The sequence below is a fragment of the uncultured Methanobrevibacter sp. genome (assembly GCF_937898925.1).
GTDB lineage: Archaea > Methanobacteriota > Methanobacteria > Methanobacteriales > Methanobacteriaceae > Methanobrevibacter.
The window spans coordinates 21,579-38,549 of the sequence record NZ_CALDKF010000114.1 but is presented as its reverse complement, the minus strand read 5'-3'; the positions used below and the strand labels follow the sequence as shown (position 1 = coordinate 38,549).

At 32.4% G+C, this 16,971-nt stretch carries 14 protein-coding genes; 6 read left to right on the top strand and 8 right to left on the bottom strand.

Annotation, left to right across the window (positions count from 1 at the left end):
* Positions 1 to 93: 93 nt before the first annotated feature.
* On the top strand, positions 94 to 564 hold the full coding sequence (locus Q0409_RS09395) for a GyrI-like domain-containing protein (protein ID WP_298537471.1): 471 nt from the start codon (positions 94 to 96) through the stop codon (positions 562 to 564).
* Positions 565 to 620: 56 nt separating this feature from the next.
* Positions 621 to 914: a hypothetical protein gene (locus Q0409_RS09390; protein WP_298537468.1), complete on the top strand. Its 294-nt coding sequence runs from the start codon at positions 621 to 623 to the stop codon at positions 912 to 914.
* A 28-nt stretch (positions 915 to 942) separates the two neighbouring features.
* On the opposite strand, the gene Q0409_RS09385 is transcribed toward Q0409_RS09390, so the two are convergent.
* The 3 genes from Q0409_RS09385 to hypD all read right to left on the bottom strand — a co-directional run bounded on the left by Q0409_RS09385 (position 943) and on the right by hypD (position 4,122).
* The gene (locus tag Q0409_RS09385) at positions 943 to 2,247 is read right to left on the bottom strand and encodes a TldD/PmbA family protein (protein WP_298537465.1); all 1,305 of its coding nucleotides are present in this window, start codon (positions 2,245 to 2,247) and stop codon (positions 943 to 945) included.
* A gap of 70 nt (positions 2,248 to 2,317) precedes the next feature.
* A complete protein-coding gene (locus tag Q0409_RS09380; protein WP_298537462.1) occupies positions 2,318 to 3,022 on the bottom strand; it encodes a phosphoglycolate phosphatase in 705 nt (234 codons plus the stop codon).
* A gap of 56 nt (positions 3,023 to 3,078) precedes the next feature.
* A complete protein-coding gene (gene hypD, locus Q0409_RS09375) occupies positions 3,079 to 4,122 on the bottom strand; it encodes a hydrogenase formation protein HypD (protein WP_298537594.1) in 1,044 nt (347 codons plus the stop codon).
* Between the two features lie 296 nt (positions 4,123 to 4,418).
* Here hypD and pseG point away from each other — a divergent pair, with 296 nt between their 5' ends.
* The 4 genes from pseG to Q0409_RS09355 are packed head-to-tail and all read left to right on the top strand — an operon-like array spanning position 4,419 to position 10,238.
* Entirely contained in the window at positions 4,419 to 6,143 is a 1,725-nt protein-coding gene (gene pseG / locus Q0409_RS09370; RefSeq protein ID WP_298537459.1) for a UDP-2,4-diacetamido-2,4,6-trideoxy-beta-L-altropyranose hydrolase, read from the top strand.
* A gap of 27 nt (positions 6,144 to 6,170) precedes the next feature.
* On the top strand, positions 6,171 to 7,241 hold the full coding sequence (locus Q0409_RS09365; RefSeq protein WP_298537456.1) for an N-acetylneuraminate synthase family protein: 1,071 nt from the start codon (positions 6,171 to 6,173) through the stop codon (positions 7,239 to 7,241).
* A gap of 39 nt (positions 7,242 to 7,280) precedes the next feature.
* Complete coding sequence (locus tag Q0409_RS09360; protein WP_298537453.1) at positions 7,281 to 8,795, top strand: sialyltransferase; 1,515 nt, start codon at positions 7,281 to 7,283, stop codon at positions 8,793 to 8,795.
* Positions 8,796 to 10,238: a polysaccharide biosynthesis C-terminal domain-containing protein gene (locus Q0409_RS09355; RefSeq protein WP_298537450.1), complete on the top strand. Its 1,443-nt coding sequence runs from the start codon at positions 8,796 to 8,798 to the stop codon at positions 10,236 to 10,238.
* A gap of 93 nt (positions 10,239 to 10,331) precedes the next feature.
* On the opposite strand, the gene Q0409_RS09350 is transcribed toward Q0409_RS09355, so the two are convergent.
* The 5 genes from Q0409_RS09350 to Q0409_RS09330 all read right to left on the bottom strand — a co-directional run bounded on the left by Q0409_RS09350 (position 10,332) and on the right by Q0409_RS09330 (position 16,942).
* A complete protein-coding gene (locus Q0409_RS09350) occupies positions 10,332 to 10,838 on the bottom strand; it encodes a DapH/DapD/GlmU-related protein (protein WP_298537447.1) in 507 nt (168 codons plus the stop codon).
* A gap of 95 nt (positions 10,839 to 10,933) precedes the next feature.
* Positions 10,934 to 12,805 (bottom strand): hypothetical protein, encoded by a 1,872-nt coding sequence (locus Q0409_RS09345; RefSeq protein WP_298537444.1) that lies wholly within the window; start codon positions 12,803 to 12,805, stop codon positions 10,934 to 10,936.
* Positions 12,806 to 12,996: 191 nt separating this feature from the next.
* Complete coding sequence (locus Q0409_RS09340; protein WP_298537442.1) at positions 12,997 to 14,211, bottom strand: glycosyltransferase; 1,215 nt, start codon at positions 14,209 to 14,211, stop codon at positions 12,997 to 12,999.
* Positions 14,212 to 14,256: 45 nt separating this feature from the next.
* On the bottom strand, positions 14,257 to 15,972 hold the full coding sequence (locus tag Q0409_RS09335; RefSeq protein WP_298537439.1) for a glycosyltransferase family 39 protein: 1,716 nt from the start codon (positions 15,970 to 15,972) through the stop codon (positions 14,257 to 14,259).
* Positions 15,973 to 16,069: 97 nt separating this feature from the next.
* Positions 16,070 to 16,942, bottom strand: a complete 873-nt coding sequence (locus Q0409_RS09330; RefSeq protein WP_298537436.1) for a UbiA family prenyltransferase — start codon at positions 16,940 to 16,942, stop codon at positions 16,070 to 16,072.
* Between the last annotated feature and the right edge of the window lie 29 nt (positions 16,943 to 16,971).

Genomic DNA, 16,971 nt, shown 5'->3' with positions numbered 1-16,971 from the left:
AAAATTAAAAATAAAAATTATAAATTTAAAAATTATAAATTAAAAATTATAAATTATAAAAAAGACATATCATTACAATTATCAGGTGTAAACATGGAAATTAAAGAAAAAACTATGGAAGATCAAAAAGTAGCTATTATGAATTATAAGGGAGCTCTAAAAGATATGGATGTTTTGGTTTCTAAATTAACCGGTTGGGTTGAAATCGAAGAAATAGAAACTGCTGGAGACTTATTTGCAATATTCTACAATAACCCAAGAACCGCTAAGGAAAATGAAGTTGTATACGATGTAGGAATCCCAATCAATCCAGAATTAGACCCTGATGAAACCGAAGAAATAAGAATCGTAACACTTATCGAACACAAGGTATTGTCTGGAATCCACAATGGAAGCTTAGATAATATTCAAGAAAGCTATAACATTATGGCAGAGTACTCCATTGAAAACAAATACGACATTATCGGATCTCCAAAAGAAATTTACATAAAAAGCAAGTATGAAGTGGATAATGAAGATGACTTGGTAACTGAAATTCAATTGCCAGTTATCAAAATGGGATAAATCATCCCATCCATTAAATCTCAAATTCTATTAAATCTACAGAAGGAAATGATAAAATGGCTAAAGAGAAGAGTAAAAAAATGACTAAAAAGGAAGAGGAAAAACTTAATGAAAAAGTAGATAAAATAATAGAAAAAAACTTTGCAGACTTCTCATCTCAAGATGAACTTGAAAATTTCCTCCAAGATGCATTTGACACCAAAACATCTAAATTCAATAAAAACCTAAAACAAAAGGAAAAGGAAATTAATAAAAAAGTGTCAAAAGCATATAAAACTGATACAAAAAGAATTGATAGAAAAATGAAAGAATTGGATAAGAAAATCAATGAAAGATTTAAACATTTATAAAAAAATTAAAAACTAGTTTTAGGTGGGATTAGTTACCCACCACTCTTACATCATGTAAAAGCAATTTAGGAATAATGAAAGATCCTCTTTGCTTTGTCTCTTCACCTACAGCTACCGCATCACCTAATAAATCATAGATATTACCTGAAATCATAGCTTTTTTAATAGGTTTTTTGACACCTTTATCGATTAAAAATGAATTGCTTGCTTCCACTGAAAAGTCACCAGTGATAGGATTTGCAGTATGTGCACCTAAAACATCTGTGACCAAGAAAGCATCATTTATTTCATCTTCCATTACATGATCTTTAAAGTCAAAAATAATATTTGAACCGCTTACAGAAGGAGTTCCAGTATATGAACCTCTAAATCCATTGGAAGTACTTTTAACTCCATCCTTATTAGCAGTATAAATATCATATAAATATCCTTTAAGGACACCTTCCTCAACTAAAGCAGTTCTTCTTGAAGCAGTTCCTTCATCATCACTTACTCCAGAGTTTAAACCGCCATCAACAGTGCCGTCATCATAAATTGAAAGGCCTTCAGTCACTATTTTCTCACCGATCTTACCAGCAAGTCTTGACCTTCCCCTTTGAACATTATCTGCACTGAAACCACTCATGAATGTAGATAGAAGGCCAGTTACTGCATGATAATCCAATATGACATCCTTATCTGAAGTTTCAATATGTTCCCCATCTAATGAGGACTTTGCCAAATCGCATAAGTCTTCAGCTAATTTGATTCCATCCAAATCATAAAGACATGATGAAACAGAGTCATAAGCAGTTGCTAAATCACCATCTTTAATAGCATTTATAGAAACGCCTAATGCAAATCCAGTGGATTTGTCATAAGCTTCAACACCATTGGAATTTACAATCAAGACTTCACCTTCTGCTGCTGAAAATCCACCTGAAGTGGTTTGACAGCCATTATCTTCAATGCAGTTTAAAACAGACTTGAGGGAACTTGTAAGTTCATCCAAATCAATTTCCTGGAACTTCTTATCAAAAGTACCATTGATTTTAGGCAATTTTTCCACTTGAGCAAAAGAGAAGTTTTCATCCTTTGAATTAAGTTTAGAGTTCAAATAAGCATTTTCGCAAGTCTTTGCAATTTCACCCATATCTGATGTGAAAGCAAAACCTACAGAACCGTCTTTAATAACTCTTATACCGATGCCTAAACTAATTTCCTCTTTTGCAAAATTCAAATCAGTCTTTTGGGAATCCAATTGAAGCAATTCAGTATTTTCCAAATAGATTTCATAATTGTCTGAATACTTTGAAATTTCCCTTTTTGCCTCTTCAGCCAATTCATATAACATATTATCACACAATAAATGATATAAATTAAAATAAAAATTTAAATAAATTAGAAATTTAACCTAATTTTAATTATTTCTCGTTAAAAACAAATTTATCAATAGCTTCTGCCACTCCATCACCATACTTATTCTCACAAACGTAATCAGCTATCTCCTTTAGCTCATCACATGCATTAGCCACTGCAACCTTAAATCCTGCAGCATGTAAAAAGTCAATGTCATTTTCACTATCTCCAATGCACATCATATTTTCAATATTATAACCTAAAAGATTAGCCAATTCAGCAAGTCCAGTACCCTTATTAACTTTAGGATCTGTCAAGTGAAGTGCAAAACCACTATCATAAACTATCACATCAAAGTCTTGGAGTAGCTCTTTAAGTGGCTCTGAATCCATATTCTTATAGAAACAGATTTCAGATACTCTTGCATCGGAATCCTCTACAATCTTAAATGGAATATCATCACCAAACTTTTCAAGTAAAAAATCATAAGCCTTTTGAGCTTTGGAAATGTCTCCTAAAACAATTACCCTATTGTCGTTATATCCATCTTGATATATTACTCCACCATTTTCACAAACCAATCCTCCAGTGGTTCCAACAAGTGTAGCCACTGCATAGGCAAAGTGTGAAATGTTTCCAGTAGCAATTATTACTGGAATTCCTGCATCTTCAGCCTTACGAAGAGCATCCAATGCACTATGACAAACTCTTCTTCTTCCATCTGTAATTGTTCCATCAACATCTACAGCTATCGCTTCTATTTTTACCATGTTTTCAAACCCTTAAAAAGTGATTGTATAAAGAACTATAAATAAATTGTTTAATATTATCTGCTATATCTGTGAGCAATGTTACAGGTTCCTTCCTTACTTACCATACATGCACCGATTGGGTGCATTGGATTACATGCCTTTCTAAACAATTTACAGTCAGTTGGCTTTGCCATACCTCTTAAGATAGGTCCGCAAATACATCCTTTAGGAGCTTCAGTAACATCTTTCACTTCAATGTCATATTTCTTTCTTGCATCCCATTCAGCAAATTCATCATTAACTTCCAAGACTGAGTTAGGAATTTTTGGAAAACCTCTCCATTCTCTGCTTTCCACATGGAAAACCTCATCCATCATTTCTTTTCCGATGACATTTCCTTCAGTTCTTACAGCACGTTTATATTCATTGTCGATTCTTGGAGTTCCATTGTCAATTTGTCTTAAGATCATGTAAACAGACATTAAGATATCTAATGGATTGAAACCTGCCACCGCTTGAGGAATGCCATATTCAGTTGAGAACTTTTCAAATGGTTCAGTTCCTAAAATTGTACATACGTGTCCAGGTTCGATTAAAGCGTTTAAATTGGTTTCACCGGAATTGATCAAGAAGTCAATAGCTGGTGGAATCAATCTATGACATGAAACGATAGAAAAGTTTTCAGGAGGTTTTTTCAATAATTCTGCTGCAGTTGCAGGAGCAGTTGTTTCGAAACCTGCAGACATAAATACAACATCATTGTCTACTTTTTCTGCAATTTCCACAGCATTTGGAATACCGTAAACAACCCTGACATCAGCACCTTCCGCTTTTGCCTCAGCAAGGGAACCATTGGAACCTGGCACTCTCAACATGTCACCAAAAGTGGTTACAGTAACCCCTTTTTCTATCAATTGTAAACATTCATCAATTTCTCTTGAAGGAACAACACATACAGGACATCCTGGTCCTGCAACAATCTCCACTTCAGGAGGAAGCAAAGATCTAATACCGTGTTCCATAATGGTATGTTCATGGGAACCACAAACATGCATAATTTTAACAGGAGTAGCTAAATCATTTATTCTTTTAATTAAAGTATCAGCCATCTCTTTCATACTAGCCATTATTACACCTTATTCTTTAAATAAATTATCAGATTAATTCTAATTTTTGTTTTGGAATCTGTTTAATTTTAATATTTAAATTTGTTTGTATAAATTGTTTATATGAGTTATTTATAATTAATAAAATTTAATATTAATTAATAATATACTATTATTAGTTTGTCTTAATTAATAATATTTTTTAAAATTCAAACAAAATTAAAAAGAAATTTTTAAATTTTCAAAATAATAATTGAAATAATAAATGAAAATAATGGATTAAAAATCCAATAGCTAAAGGTTTTAAAATGTATAAGAATAATAAGATTTTAGTTGTGATTCCTGCTAGAGGGGGTTCCAAAGGCATTCCACGAAAAAACATAAGATTGCTTGGAGGAAAACCTCTTATAGCACATACAATAGAAATGGGAAAGGCATCAAAGTATGTTGATGACATTATTGTAACAACCGATGACAATGAAATAAAGTTCATTGCAGATAAATTTGGTGCTGAAACAGTTAAAAGAGATGGAAAACTTGCAGAAGACTCAATTCCGCTTGACCCTGTAATCCATGATGCTACAATTCAAAAAGAGAAAAAAGAAAACGAAAAATATGATGTTGTAATAACAGTGCAACCTACTTCCCCACTTCTTAAAACAAAAACCTTAGATTTAGCTATTGAAACATTATTAAATCCAAATGAAGACAACGAGTTCTATGATACAATTATCAGTGTTGTTGATGACAGGCACTTGAGTTGGGGATACGATGAAAAAAACAAGAGGTATTTCCCATTATACAAGGAAAGAGTGAATAGGCAATACCTACCAAAAGCATTTAAAGAAACTGGAAGCATATTTGCAACTAAAAGAGAATTTGTAACTGAAAATAGCCGTCTTGGAGATAATATTGGGCTAATTGAAATCTCAAAGCAAGAAAGCATTGACATTGACAATTACGAAGACTGGTGGGTAGCTGAAAGAATCCTAAAGAAAAAGAGAATATTGATTAAAGCTGATGCTTCCCATGAAATAGGAACTGGACATATTTACAGAGCTTTGTCAATAGCTTCCAAATTAGTAAATCATGAAGTTGTGTTCTTGCTTGATGAGGCACAGCCTTTAGGAATTGAAATTGTCAACAATAACAACTATCCTTACATAACTCACAACAGCAATAAAGGCAAAGGAAAAGAAGCTGACGATGAAGCAAAAGAGGAATTAATCCAAAAGATAGTTGAATATGATCCGGATATTGTAATCAATGACATCCTCAATACAAACTCAAAATATACAAAATCCCTTAGGGACAAAGGATTCTTCATAGTTAATTTTGAAGATGTCGGTGGCGGAGTGAAATATGCACATATGGTCTTTGATGCATTGTATGAGCATAAGATCCCTCTTAAAAACCTTTACTCCGGACATAAGTATTACATACTCAAAGATGAGTTTTATTATCAATCATTTAAGGAAATCAAAGAAGAAGTCAATAAGGTTCTTCTCACATTTGGAGGAACAGATCCTAATAACCTAACTGAAAAGGTTCTTGAAGCAATCTTGGAAAGCGATTACAAAAACAAGATTGAGATTATCTTAGGACTTGGTTATGGAAACAAGAAGGAAATCCAAGAAAAATACAAGGATAATGAAAGAATCGAAATCTATGAAAACGTAAAAAACATGAGTGAACACATGCACGATGCTGACTTGATATTCACTTCAGCAGGAAGAACAATGTATGAAATAGCTTCACTTGGCGTTCCTTGCATTTGCCTTTGCCAAAATGAAAGGGAATTGACCCATATCTTTGGTAATGTTGAACATGGATTCATTAATTTAGGTTTAGGCAGTGAAGTATCTAAAGAGGAAATAAAGGAAACATTTGAAAATACAATTGAAGACTTCCAATTAAGACAAGAAATGAACAAGAGAATGAGTGAAGTAGACTTAAAGCATGGATTTGACAACATTAAAAGACTAATCAAGCAATCATACAAAGAATGGAAAGAAGAAATGAAAATGGAATAGATGAAAATAATAAGATAAGGTGAAAATATGAGCATATTTAATGAAAAGCCATTTTTAATAGCTGAAATTGGTGTAAATTACTATGATATTGCAAAAAAGGAAAATATAAGCAATATGGATGCAGCTAAACTAATGGTGAAAGAAGCAAAGGATGCAGGTTGCAATGCAGTTAAATTCCAATCATATAAAGCGAATACAATAGCTTCCAAGAACTCCCCGGCATATTGGGATACAAATGAAGAGCCTACAACTTCACAATACGAATTGTTTAAGAAATTCGATTCATTTGGAGAAGAGGAATACAGAGAAATAGCTGATTACTGCAATGAGATTGGAATAATGTTTTTATCAACACCTTTTGACTTTGATTCAATTGATTACTTGGATGAATTCATGGATGTCTATAAGATATCCTCATCAGACCTTACAAACATTCCTTTCATTAGAAAAATAGCTGAGAAGGGAAAAGACATAATCATTTCAACTGGAGCTTCCAATCTTGATGAGATTAAATTGGCAATAGACACAATTGAAAAAGCAAATGAAAAATACACAAAAGGGGAAGCAGGAATAGGAATTATGCATTGTGTCCTTTCATATCCCACACACAACAGCGATGCAAACTTACTTATGATTAAAAACCTTAAGGATTTGTACCCTAACTATGAAATCGGTTACTCTGATCATACAAAGCCTGATGAAAATATGCTTATTTTAACAACAGCTTATCTTTACGGAGCAACAATCCTTGAAAAGCATTATACATTGGATAAAACCTTGCAGGGAAATGACCACTATCATGGAATGGACCCAGAGGACATTAGAAAATTCAATAAGAACATAGAGCTTATCAAAACAATCAATGGACAATATGATAAGGTTCCTCTCCCTTGTGAAAGCGAATCAAGAAAACAGGCAAGACGTTCCATAATTACAAAAGAGGAAATTAAAGAGGGAACTGTAATTTCAGAGGATATGCTCACATACAAAAGGCCTGGAACAGGCATTTCACCAAGTGAAATAGAAAATGTCATCGGCAAAAAGGCAAAAATTGACATTGCTGAAGATGAATTGATTAAATATGAATATTTAGAATAGATAATTATTTCATGAAAATAAAACTTAAAAGGAAAAAATATGACTTTTACAGTGAAAGAAATTTGTCAAAAGATTTGGAATCTTGAAGAGAAATATGAATTGAATCATAAGGAGATTCAAGATTGCTACCCTTGGCAATTGATTAGAATGTATTTATATTATGAAATAACAAGAAAGACAAATGTTTTTGAATCTGCCCAACAGTCAAGTCTTTCCTTATTCGATAAGATAAACTCATTCTTACCTTTTCTCAAAAACAGCATTTTATCAAACCCTTTAAGCGGAAAGGAAAATGTGGAGGTTCTGATATTCGACCATCCAAGAAAAGTCATATTTGAAGATGAATACCAAGATATCTATAGCTATTTTTTAAAAGACACTCTTAATCAATATGGGAAAAGCTTTGAAACCATCGAATCCCCTTATTTAAATCAACATTTTAGAAACAAAAGCAATATTAAGGAAAATAATGTCAAATTCAACGACAGAATCCTTTTAGGTTCATTTATTCATAAAACAAGAAATAGGGGCAAATTGCCTTTTACAGAAGATGAAAAGCAATTAATCAATACTGTAAAAGAAGAGATTGAAACCGCTTTTAAAATTGAAATTGACTTATTTAGAATCATGGAAGATCATATCCTAAATTTCCAATATGACTATAAAAAGTATATTGAACTTCTTCAAAGGAAAAATCCGAAAGTCGTATTTCTTGTAGTGGCTTATGAGAATAAGGCACTTGTTGCAGCTTGTAAAAAAATGAACATAGAAATAATCGAATTGCAGCATGGAACCATCAGCCCATACCATTTAGGATACAGCTATCCTGAAAATACAAGGAAATTCAATGGTGAAATCAAGGAGATTGAATACTTCCCAGATAAGATACTAAGTTTTGGAGACTATTGGAAAAATGCTTGTCCATTCCCTATAGATAGTGAAAACATCATTTCAATGGGATTCCCATACTTTGAGGAAAACTCAAAAACATATATGGAAATAGCTGAAGATAAAAATTCTGAAGAGGAAAATAATCAAAAAACCGAGGATAAGCAAATATTATTTATTTCACAAGGAGTCATTGGAAAATACTTATCTGAATTAGCATATGAAACAGCTTTAAGCATTAATGAAAACAATGATTCTCAAAATTTCAAATTTATTTACAAATTACATCCTGGAGAATATGGAACTTGGAAGGAAAATTACAATTATCTAACAAAAGCAGTTAACGAATTCAATTACTTTACTGTAATCGATAAAAGCGAACCTCCATTATACGAACTCTTTGCAAAAAGTCACTACCAAATAGGCGCCTTTTCAACTGCAATCTATGAAGGGCTTGCATTCAATTGCAAAACTTTCATAATTGATGTTCCAGGAGTGGAATATTTAGATGACCTAATCGATAGGGATATTGTAAAAAAGGTTAATAGCAGTGAAGAACTAATTAATTACATAAACAATGAAAACATATCAATTCAAGAATATGATAAGGATTATTTCTTCAAGAACTTTGATGAAACTATTTTTAAAAAGATTTTAAGTGATTAAATGAGCGAATATGTGCGATTTATACAAAGAATAGGTTTGGTGGGACTCACAAACATCCTAATCTCTCTCAGTAGCCTAATCTTTATTCCAATCATTACAAAGTCATTCACAACCGCAGAATACGGTATGTGGGCACAGGTAAACACTACAATCGCACTTGTTCCGAACATTGCAAATCTTGGTCTTCCATACACAATGGTAAGGTTCCTGTCTGCTGAAAAGGATAAGGAAACAATCAAGGATTCATTCTATCCAATGATTAGCTTAACATTCATATCAACATTGATAATATGTTCATTGTTCCTAATCTTTGGAAATGCAATTGCCAATGCATTATTCAATGGAAGCATGCAAGTGTTGTACATAACTACTGCAATCTCATTCTTCGCATGCATGAACCTTATGCTAATAAGCTTCTTTAGAACTTTCCAGCAAATGAAAAGATACTCATTATTCCTTGTTCTTCAAAGTTATATTGGGGTCTTTGTAAGCATTTACCTCACTTATGCAGGATACAATATTGAAACTGTGGTGCTTGGTCTTTTGACAGGTTATGTTGCAGTGTTCATCATGATGGCATTTCTAATTGTAAAGTATCTTGGAATAGGAATTGGAAAATGGTCTAACCTAAAGGAACAGCTTGCTTTTGCACTTCCAACCATTCCAAGCAATGTGTCCAGTTGGGTTGTCGATTCAAGTGACAAGTATGTCATCGGAATCCTTATCGGATCAGTAGCAGTTGGATGCTACTCACCTGGATATGCATTGGGAAGCATACTATTGATGTTCCTCTCTCCATTTGCAGTTCTCCTTCCCGCAGTATTGCCTGAACACTATGAAAAGGGAGACATAGCTGAAGTGGACAAGTATCTAAGCTATTCAATGAAATACTATCTCCTCTTGACCATTCCCGCAGCAGTTGGAATGAGTGTTCTTTCAAAACCCTTGCTTTATATAATCACAACTCCTGAAATTGCACTTGGAGGTTATATGGTAACTCCTTTCGTTTGTCTTGGAGCAATATTCATGGGAATGTATGGAATTACAAATAACATTCTAATATTGGAAAAGAATACCATGATCCTTGGAAAGTTATGGATTGTTGTGGCTATTTCAAATATAGTCTTGAACTTATTGCTTGTTCCTTACCTAAACATCTTAGGAGCAGCTATTGCAACACTTATCTGCTACATATTGGCATTTGCAGTTACAGCTATTGCAAGCAAGAAAACCATGAGACTGCCATTCAACATAAAAGAGCTTTTAAAAATAGTCATTGCAGCGGCAATTATGGGAATTGCAGTTTATATGATGCATCCAATTGGAATTATTAATGTCTTGATATCCATTGTCGCCGGCGTAATCATATACTTTGCAATCATCTTTATTTTAAAGGCAGTGACAATGAAAGAAATTGGTATCTTTAAAGATTTGCTTCATTAAATTGAAGCTAAAATTAATTAAAATGAATGAAATTTTTTTGTGAAAAATAGTTGTTGTGAATATGTGAAAATGCACATTGAAAAATAAGATGATTTAATGAAACTTTCCTTCTTTTTTTAACATTTCATAATGATCTTTATCCCTTGAAGAAAAGACTTTTGCAGGATGACCACCCGCAATAGCATATTTAGGAATATCATTAACTACAACGCTTCCTGCTTGAATGATGGCACCTTCACCAATTGTTACACCAGGAAGAACAATTACACGATTTCCTAACCATACATTATCCTCAATGACAACATCCTTAGAAATGACAGTTTCATCATAAGGAATAGCCTCGCCCTCGTAATTGTGGCTATCTGTAATGACCATGCATTCTATGCCACTGTGAAAATTATCACCAATGATTACATTGGCTGTTCCTTGAATCTTCATGCCATTGAAATTCACATTGTTTCCAAGACTTGTTTTAGGAGTGATATAGGAATAGGCATTAACAGTTAAATCATTTCCACATGATGCTGATACCCTTTTTACTCTAAAGGTGTAATATTTCCTTTTAATTGCCTTAAAAACATTAAAAACTTTAGAAATCATTTTTCATCACAGCTTGAGTCTATAGAAACAAAATAAATTTTGAAATTTTAAAAAAATAAAATTGAAAAAAATAAAAAAGAGTAAAAATTAAAGAATTATACTACAGAACAATCTGCAGAATAATAGGATAATAATCTTGCTATTTTAGCAACGGTTAACTCATCAATTCTTTTTTGACCGCGAATCATTCTATTGAACAATTCATCTATAAACAAATCTTCATTGGTAAGGATTACATTTAAAATAGCTAAGTCATCATTAACAAAACCTATTAAAGGTTCAATGTAAATTCCGCTAAATCCTTTATTATCCAAGAAAATAGCTAAATCTTCATTTAACTCTAAAGCCTTGCGTTTGATTTGACTATTGTTTACAAAATGAATCTCTTCATTTCCAAATTCAAATCTGGTTTGATTATCCTTGTAATCAGTTTGAAGCTCTAAAGTGTTCTTCTTGTCCATGTAATTTTGGATAGAAGCGGAATCATTTACCATAGCATCGGTTTCATTGTCAGATTTGACCTTATTCTTATAGTCTTTAGAGTCATATCTTTTGGATAAGATAGTATATACGCCAGTGGGACCAACAACCACATGGTTAATGATGTCTTTTGATTGTGGAGGTTGAACAGCATAGAATACATAGAAATCATTTGGAAGTGCAAGCAATCTTTCACGAATGATTCTTCCACGAGCTATGTAACTATTGAAAGCGTATCTCTTATAAATACCATAACTGAGAATAAGAACGCCTATGGCAATAGCAATCAATACATACCATATTTGGCTAATGAAGTAATAATATGCAGCTGAAACAACTAAAATGAATGCTCCGATTAGCATATATAAATCAGCGTTAGTTTTCTTAGGTTCATAAGCCCTATTTTGAGCTTTCATTAACTCAACAGTTTCTGGAGTGACTAATGCATCCTCTTGGCTTGCAGTTATGTTTCCACGCTTAACGCTTTCTTCACCTTTTTTGATTAAGCGTTTTACAGAACTTCCCTTATAGAATTCCTTATCCATACTTCTGATATATTCATCCTTAAGAATATCAGAAAGTGCAGTGTAATACTTATAACGGGCAAGCTTGAATGCTTCATACTCTTCAGGACTGTCAAAGACCATTTCATTTTGAACTCTTGCAAATAGCTTTTGATCCTCTTCAGACAATTCCTGTCTAGCTAAAGACACAGGGGATTCAGGCATTTCATCTTCCGGAATATCAGTGACTTCAACAAGTCTGGTTTCTTCACTTTCAAGCTCTTCTTCATACTCATCTCTATAAGCAAATCCAGAAGCTATGTCTCTTGAAGTTTCCATATGCCTTCTTTCTGCATGAATAGGAATAATCTCATCAACATCCCCAAGGGTGGAGTCATAAATAGAACCATAGGAAACCATTTCTTCCTCTTCATAGGATTCTAATGTATCAGGCAATATCTCTTCAGTTTCATAATAATAGTCTTCATCACTGTATCCCTCATTTTGAGCATTTAACTCTGCATGAATAGGAATAATCTCATCAACATCAGAACCAGAATAGACAGAATCATCTACAAAATTAGCTTCCATATGAATAGGAATAATCTCATCGATTTCATCATCAGCGAGCGGGGTTTCTGTGAGTGGGTTTTGTGTAAAATTAGTTGAGTCAGTGGTTTCGGTTGATGCAGAGACCATATTGGAAACGTAATCTAATGATCCTCCACAACTATTGCATTCAAATTCATTGATATTGTCATTTTCAGTCAATTGATATTTTAATCCGCAATTTGTACAATAAACAAGTACTAAATCAGAAGAATTCTGCGAATCATAAGCGGAGGAAACTTTCTCTTCATCACTTGAGAGACTATCTAATTCCTCCAGATTTCCAGAACAAACAGAACATTCAAATGCGTTAATATCATCTTCATCATCAAGCTGATATTTTTCACCACAGTTCTGACAAACTACCACTTTCATCTTATCCCTACTCAATTTGATTAATGATAAAAATTTTATCAAAATATAATCTAAAAAGTGATTAAAATTAGAAAAAATTCATAAATCACTCTAATAAATCTATATTAATATATTATATATAATTTATTAGATTTAAACATTATGTATTTATTTAATTTAAAATAAAAAAATTGAAATAAAATTGAAAAAAATTAGAGAATTTTGTTGTAAATTTCTAAAATTTGATTATTGATTATGTCCCACTTGTATTTTTCCTTGATGAGCTTTCTGCCGTTTTCAGCAAAAATTAGGGATAGTTCTTCATCGAATAGGATTTTCTCAATTGATTCTCGTAAGGAGTCCTTATTGTCTTCACAAGCAAGACCTACGTTTCCATCTACCCAATCATGAATATGGTTGTTTTTAGTCAGTACCAATGGCTTTGAACATGCCATTGCCTCAAGACCGCTTGTGGTGAATGATTCATATTTGGAAGGCATGACAAATAAGTCACAATCCACTAAAGCTTCCTGCTTTTCATCATTGTATAACGGGCCAGTGATTATGACATTTTCTTCAAGAGAGTATTCCTTAATCTTATTTTCCAGTTCAGTCAAATAACCGTCATCAGGACCTACAATAGCCAATTTAATGTTATAGTTATTATCTTCTAGACTATTATCTTCTAAAATATTCTCTTTACTATTTTGATTAATCAAATCATTAAATGCATCAATCAATAGGTCAAGCCCTTTAATTTCATGAATTCTACCTACAAAAAGAATTAGCTTATCACTTTCACCAATATTGAATTTAGAGCGGAATCTGCCAAAAGATGGAAGATCTTCATACTCTTCCAAATTGATTCCAAGAGGAACAATTTCTATTTTATCCTCATCAATACCCATTTTCAAATACTGTTCCTTTTCCACTTCAGTAAGTGCAAATACACATGATGCATTATGAAGTATCTTAAATCCAAATACTTTGTCAAAAATATTCTTTAGCCCTTCCTTTTGGAAGAAAGGGAGAACAGATCCATGAGCCTGTACAATGTATGGAATATTGTTTTTCCTTGCAAAATAGCTTGCAAGAATGGCTAAAGTTTGCCTATGCTCATGAATATGCACAATATCGTAGTCTTTAATGTCTTTTCTAATCTTAAATGGCGCTGCCAATGGAGTGTCTAACATGGTTTTAAGCTTAAATCCATTAGAGAGGTTTCTGAAATAATCAACTTTTATTCCATTCACATCAACATCATAACGACCATTTGGGAATTTTAATCTTTCTTTACATGAATCTGAACTGATGACCTTTACATCATTATCCTTGCTTTGATTGGATGCGATTTGATAGCTTGCATTAACCACCCCTCCTGCAGACAAGCAAGGATAAAAGAAATGTGCAACATGTAAAATTTTCATAAAATTCACCAACTTAAAATTTATGATTAAAAATCAAAATATATTTTAATTAATCCTCTCGTATAAATATAAACCTTCTTTTTGATAAATCATAGTGTAATTTGATAAATTGAAATTATCATCAGATATGTAATAAGTGATATTGCTTGACTCTAAATAATCCAATTGATCATCTGTTATTGGGATTGTATACATCTTTAGGAACCAATTGTAAGACCTTTGATGGAATACGGCAACATCCTTTGACATATAATCAGAGTCATATTCAGTTAAATAATCTGCAATTACCTTATTCTTATTGAAATCCTCATTATAATGAACTGTAGATGTGAATGCGAATGCAGAGAATATGCAAAATATAATCAGGATTATTGGAATAATGTTTAAAAGATTTTGTTTTTTAAACTCAAAGAACTTAAACTTCTTAGACAAATCCAAAATTTCATTTAAAGCATAAATCACAAAATAAATGAAAGCTGGAAAAACGGTTATTATGTATCTGTTCACCTTAATATTCAAGAATGTGAAGAAGATGAAGTAAACCAAAAACCATGCCAACATGAGAATATCTGTCGAATATATCTCTCTATCAATTCCAATTTTCCTGAAAAATGAAAACAGAATTACCAAATCAATTAATATGATGCTAATTGTGATGATTGAATTAATCTTAAAGCATAGAATTGAAATGGCTAAGAGCGCAACAAATAAGATTCCTACAAGATGCCTGTGCTTAGACAGCTCTTTTTTCTGGACATTAATCAATTTATAGACAAATAGCAAAATTCCAATTGCAAATAGTCCGATCAAGAAAAGTGACATTGGATTTGAACCGTTCAATACTGGAATTACATTATCAAAATTCACATAATCTGAGTATAGGAAATTCGGAAAATCATGAAGATAAAATAATGTGTCTGTTGTATATGCATTGTCAATCACTTCCCCTTTAGATCCTGATGCAAATGTTGAGCTTTGTGTTAAGAATGACAAACTAGATCCATATGCTAAAATTGTAGCTGAAAAGAGCACAACTAAAACAAAAGCTATTGCACATGATTTTAAGATTTTCCTAAATTCCTCGCTCTTTATGTAGGATTTGAGTTTTTTAGAAAATTCTTGCCTATTCACAATCAATAAATCCAGATTTGTGAAAAAATCATGCTTGGAAAGATAATGCAACAATATCAAAGGGAGCAAGAATAATGCAGTGTAACGTGTGAAAACAGCTAAAACAAATAACGGAATAGCTATCATATAATATTTTGAATCCTTATCAACAGCAAGAATAGTGAAAATAATTGTCCAAATTGATAAAGCTACTGCAGGCACATCCAATGTTCCATTTGCCCACCAAAGCAATGAAAGGGAAAAGCTTCCGAAAAGAAATGCTCCGCAAAGGCTTACTAATGAACTGAACTTATTCTTTAAAAGCACATAAATTCCTATGTTTGCAAATATGCAAAAGATTCCAGTTACAATATAAAGAGATATTTCAGATAAAACGCCTAATTTGAATAAAATAGCTGTTAAAATGCAAATAACTGGAGACAAGTACAGATATATGACACTTGAGTCATAACCTGCAAAAACAAGGGAATTTGATAAATAAATGAAAACATCAGAACAGTAAATTCCTAAAACCTGATTGAAATTTATGAGGGTATAAGTGATTAGAATGCTAAAGACTGTTAAAATGAATAAATGGAAAAAATCATTCCTAGAGATATTCAAATCGTCTGAAATACTTTTAAACAGCATAATTTCACCAATCCCAATAATTCCATTTAAATTTTAACAACCAAATTCAACAATAATTCAAAAATAAATAGATTAAACTTAACATAATACTTAAAAGCTATAAAAAGCTAAAAACATTAAAGGATCCCACTACAAATGCTACAAAACTGATTAGCATAGCTATTTTTAGATTTTTAGAAACCTTAGCACATGTCTCTTCAGGAGGATTCAACTTTAAGCTATAAGCGCTATACAAGAAGATGATTATAGGCACGATCATTATCACCATATATCCAAGATTAAAGATTTTGAAAATGTAAAGAATAGGGCACATTAAAGTTGTAACTACAATCAAGATTATTGAAATTATTGAAGGTATCTTCTTTCCATAAAGAATAGGGAAAGTTCTTGCCCCTTCCTGTTTGTCCCCTTCAATATCTTCCATATCCTTCACTATTTCACGTGCCAATGTCATGAACATTGCAAATAATCCTAAATAAATTGAGATGAATAAAATCTTTAATGAGCTTGTAGCGCATGCTATGACAACACCAGCTATTACAAAACAGAACCCTGTTAAAGTAGCTACAGTAAGATTTCCAATGAGTGGCATTGCCTTTAAGTTTCTTGCATAAAGATACATTATGACTGCAGCAGGAATGACAATTACAGAAGGCCAAATTGAATTTACCAAATAACTGTCTACAAGGCTTAAAGCGATACCTATTCCAAAGAGAACATAAGCATAATTTCTTGCATTTTCAAGACTGATTCTTCCTGATGGAATAGGCCGATTAGGCTTGTTGATTTCATCTATCTTCACATCAAAAACATCATTGATGGTATTTCCTGCACCGGTACATACGAAAACAATCAGTGCACAGATGATTATAGGCAATTCGTAATAATGACCAACAAACATCATCAATATTACAGCAATAGCTGCCATAACTGCATTTCCTGGACGGATTATTTCTAAATAAGCATTCATTTTACTTCCTCAATTTATCTTCTAAATAA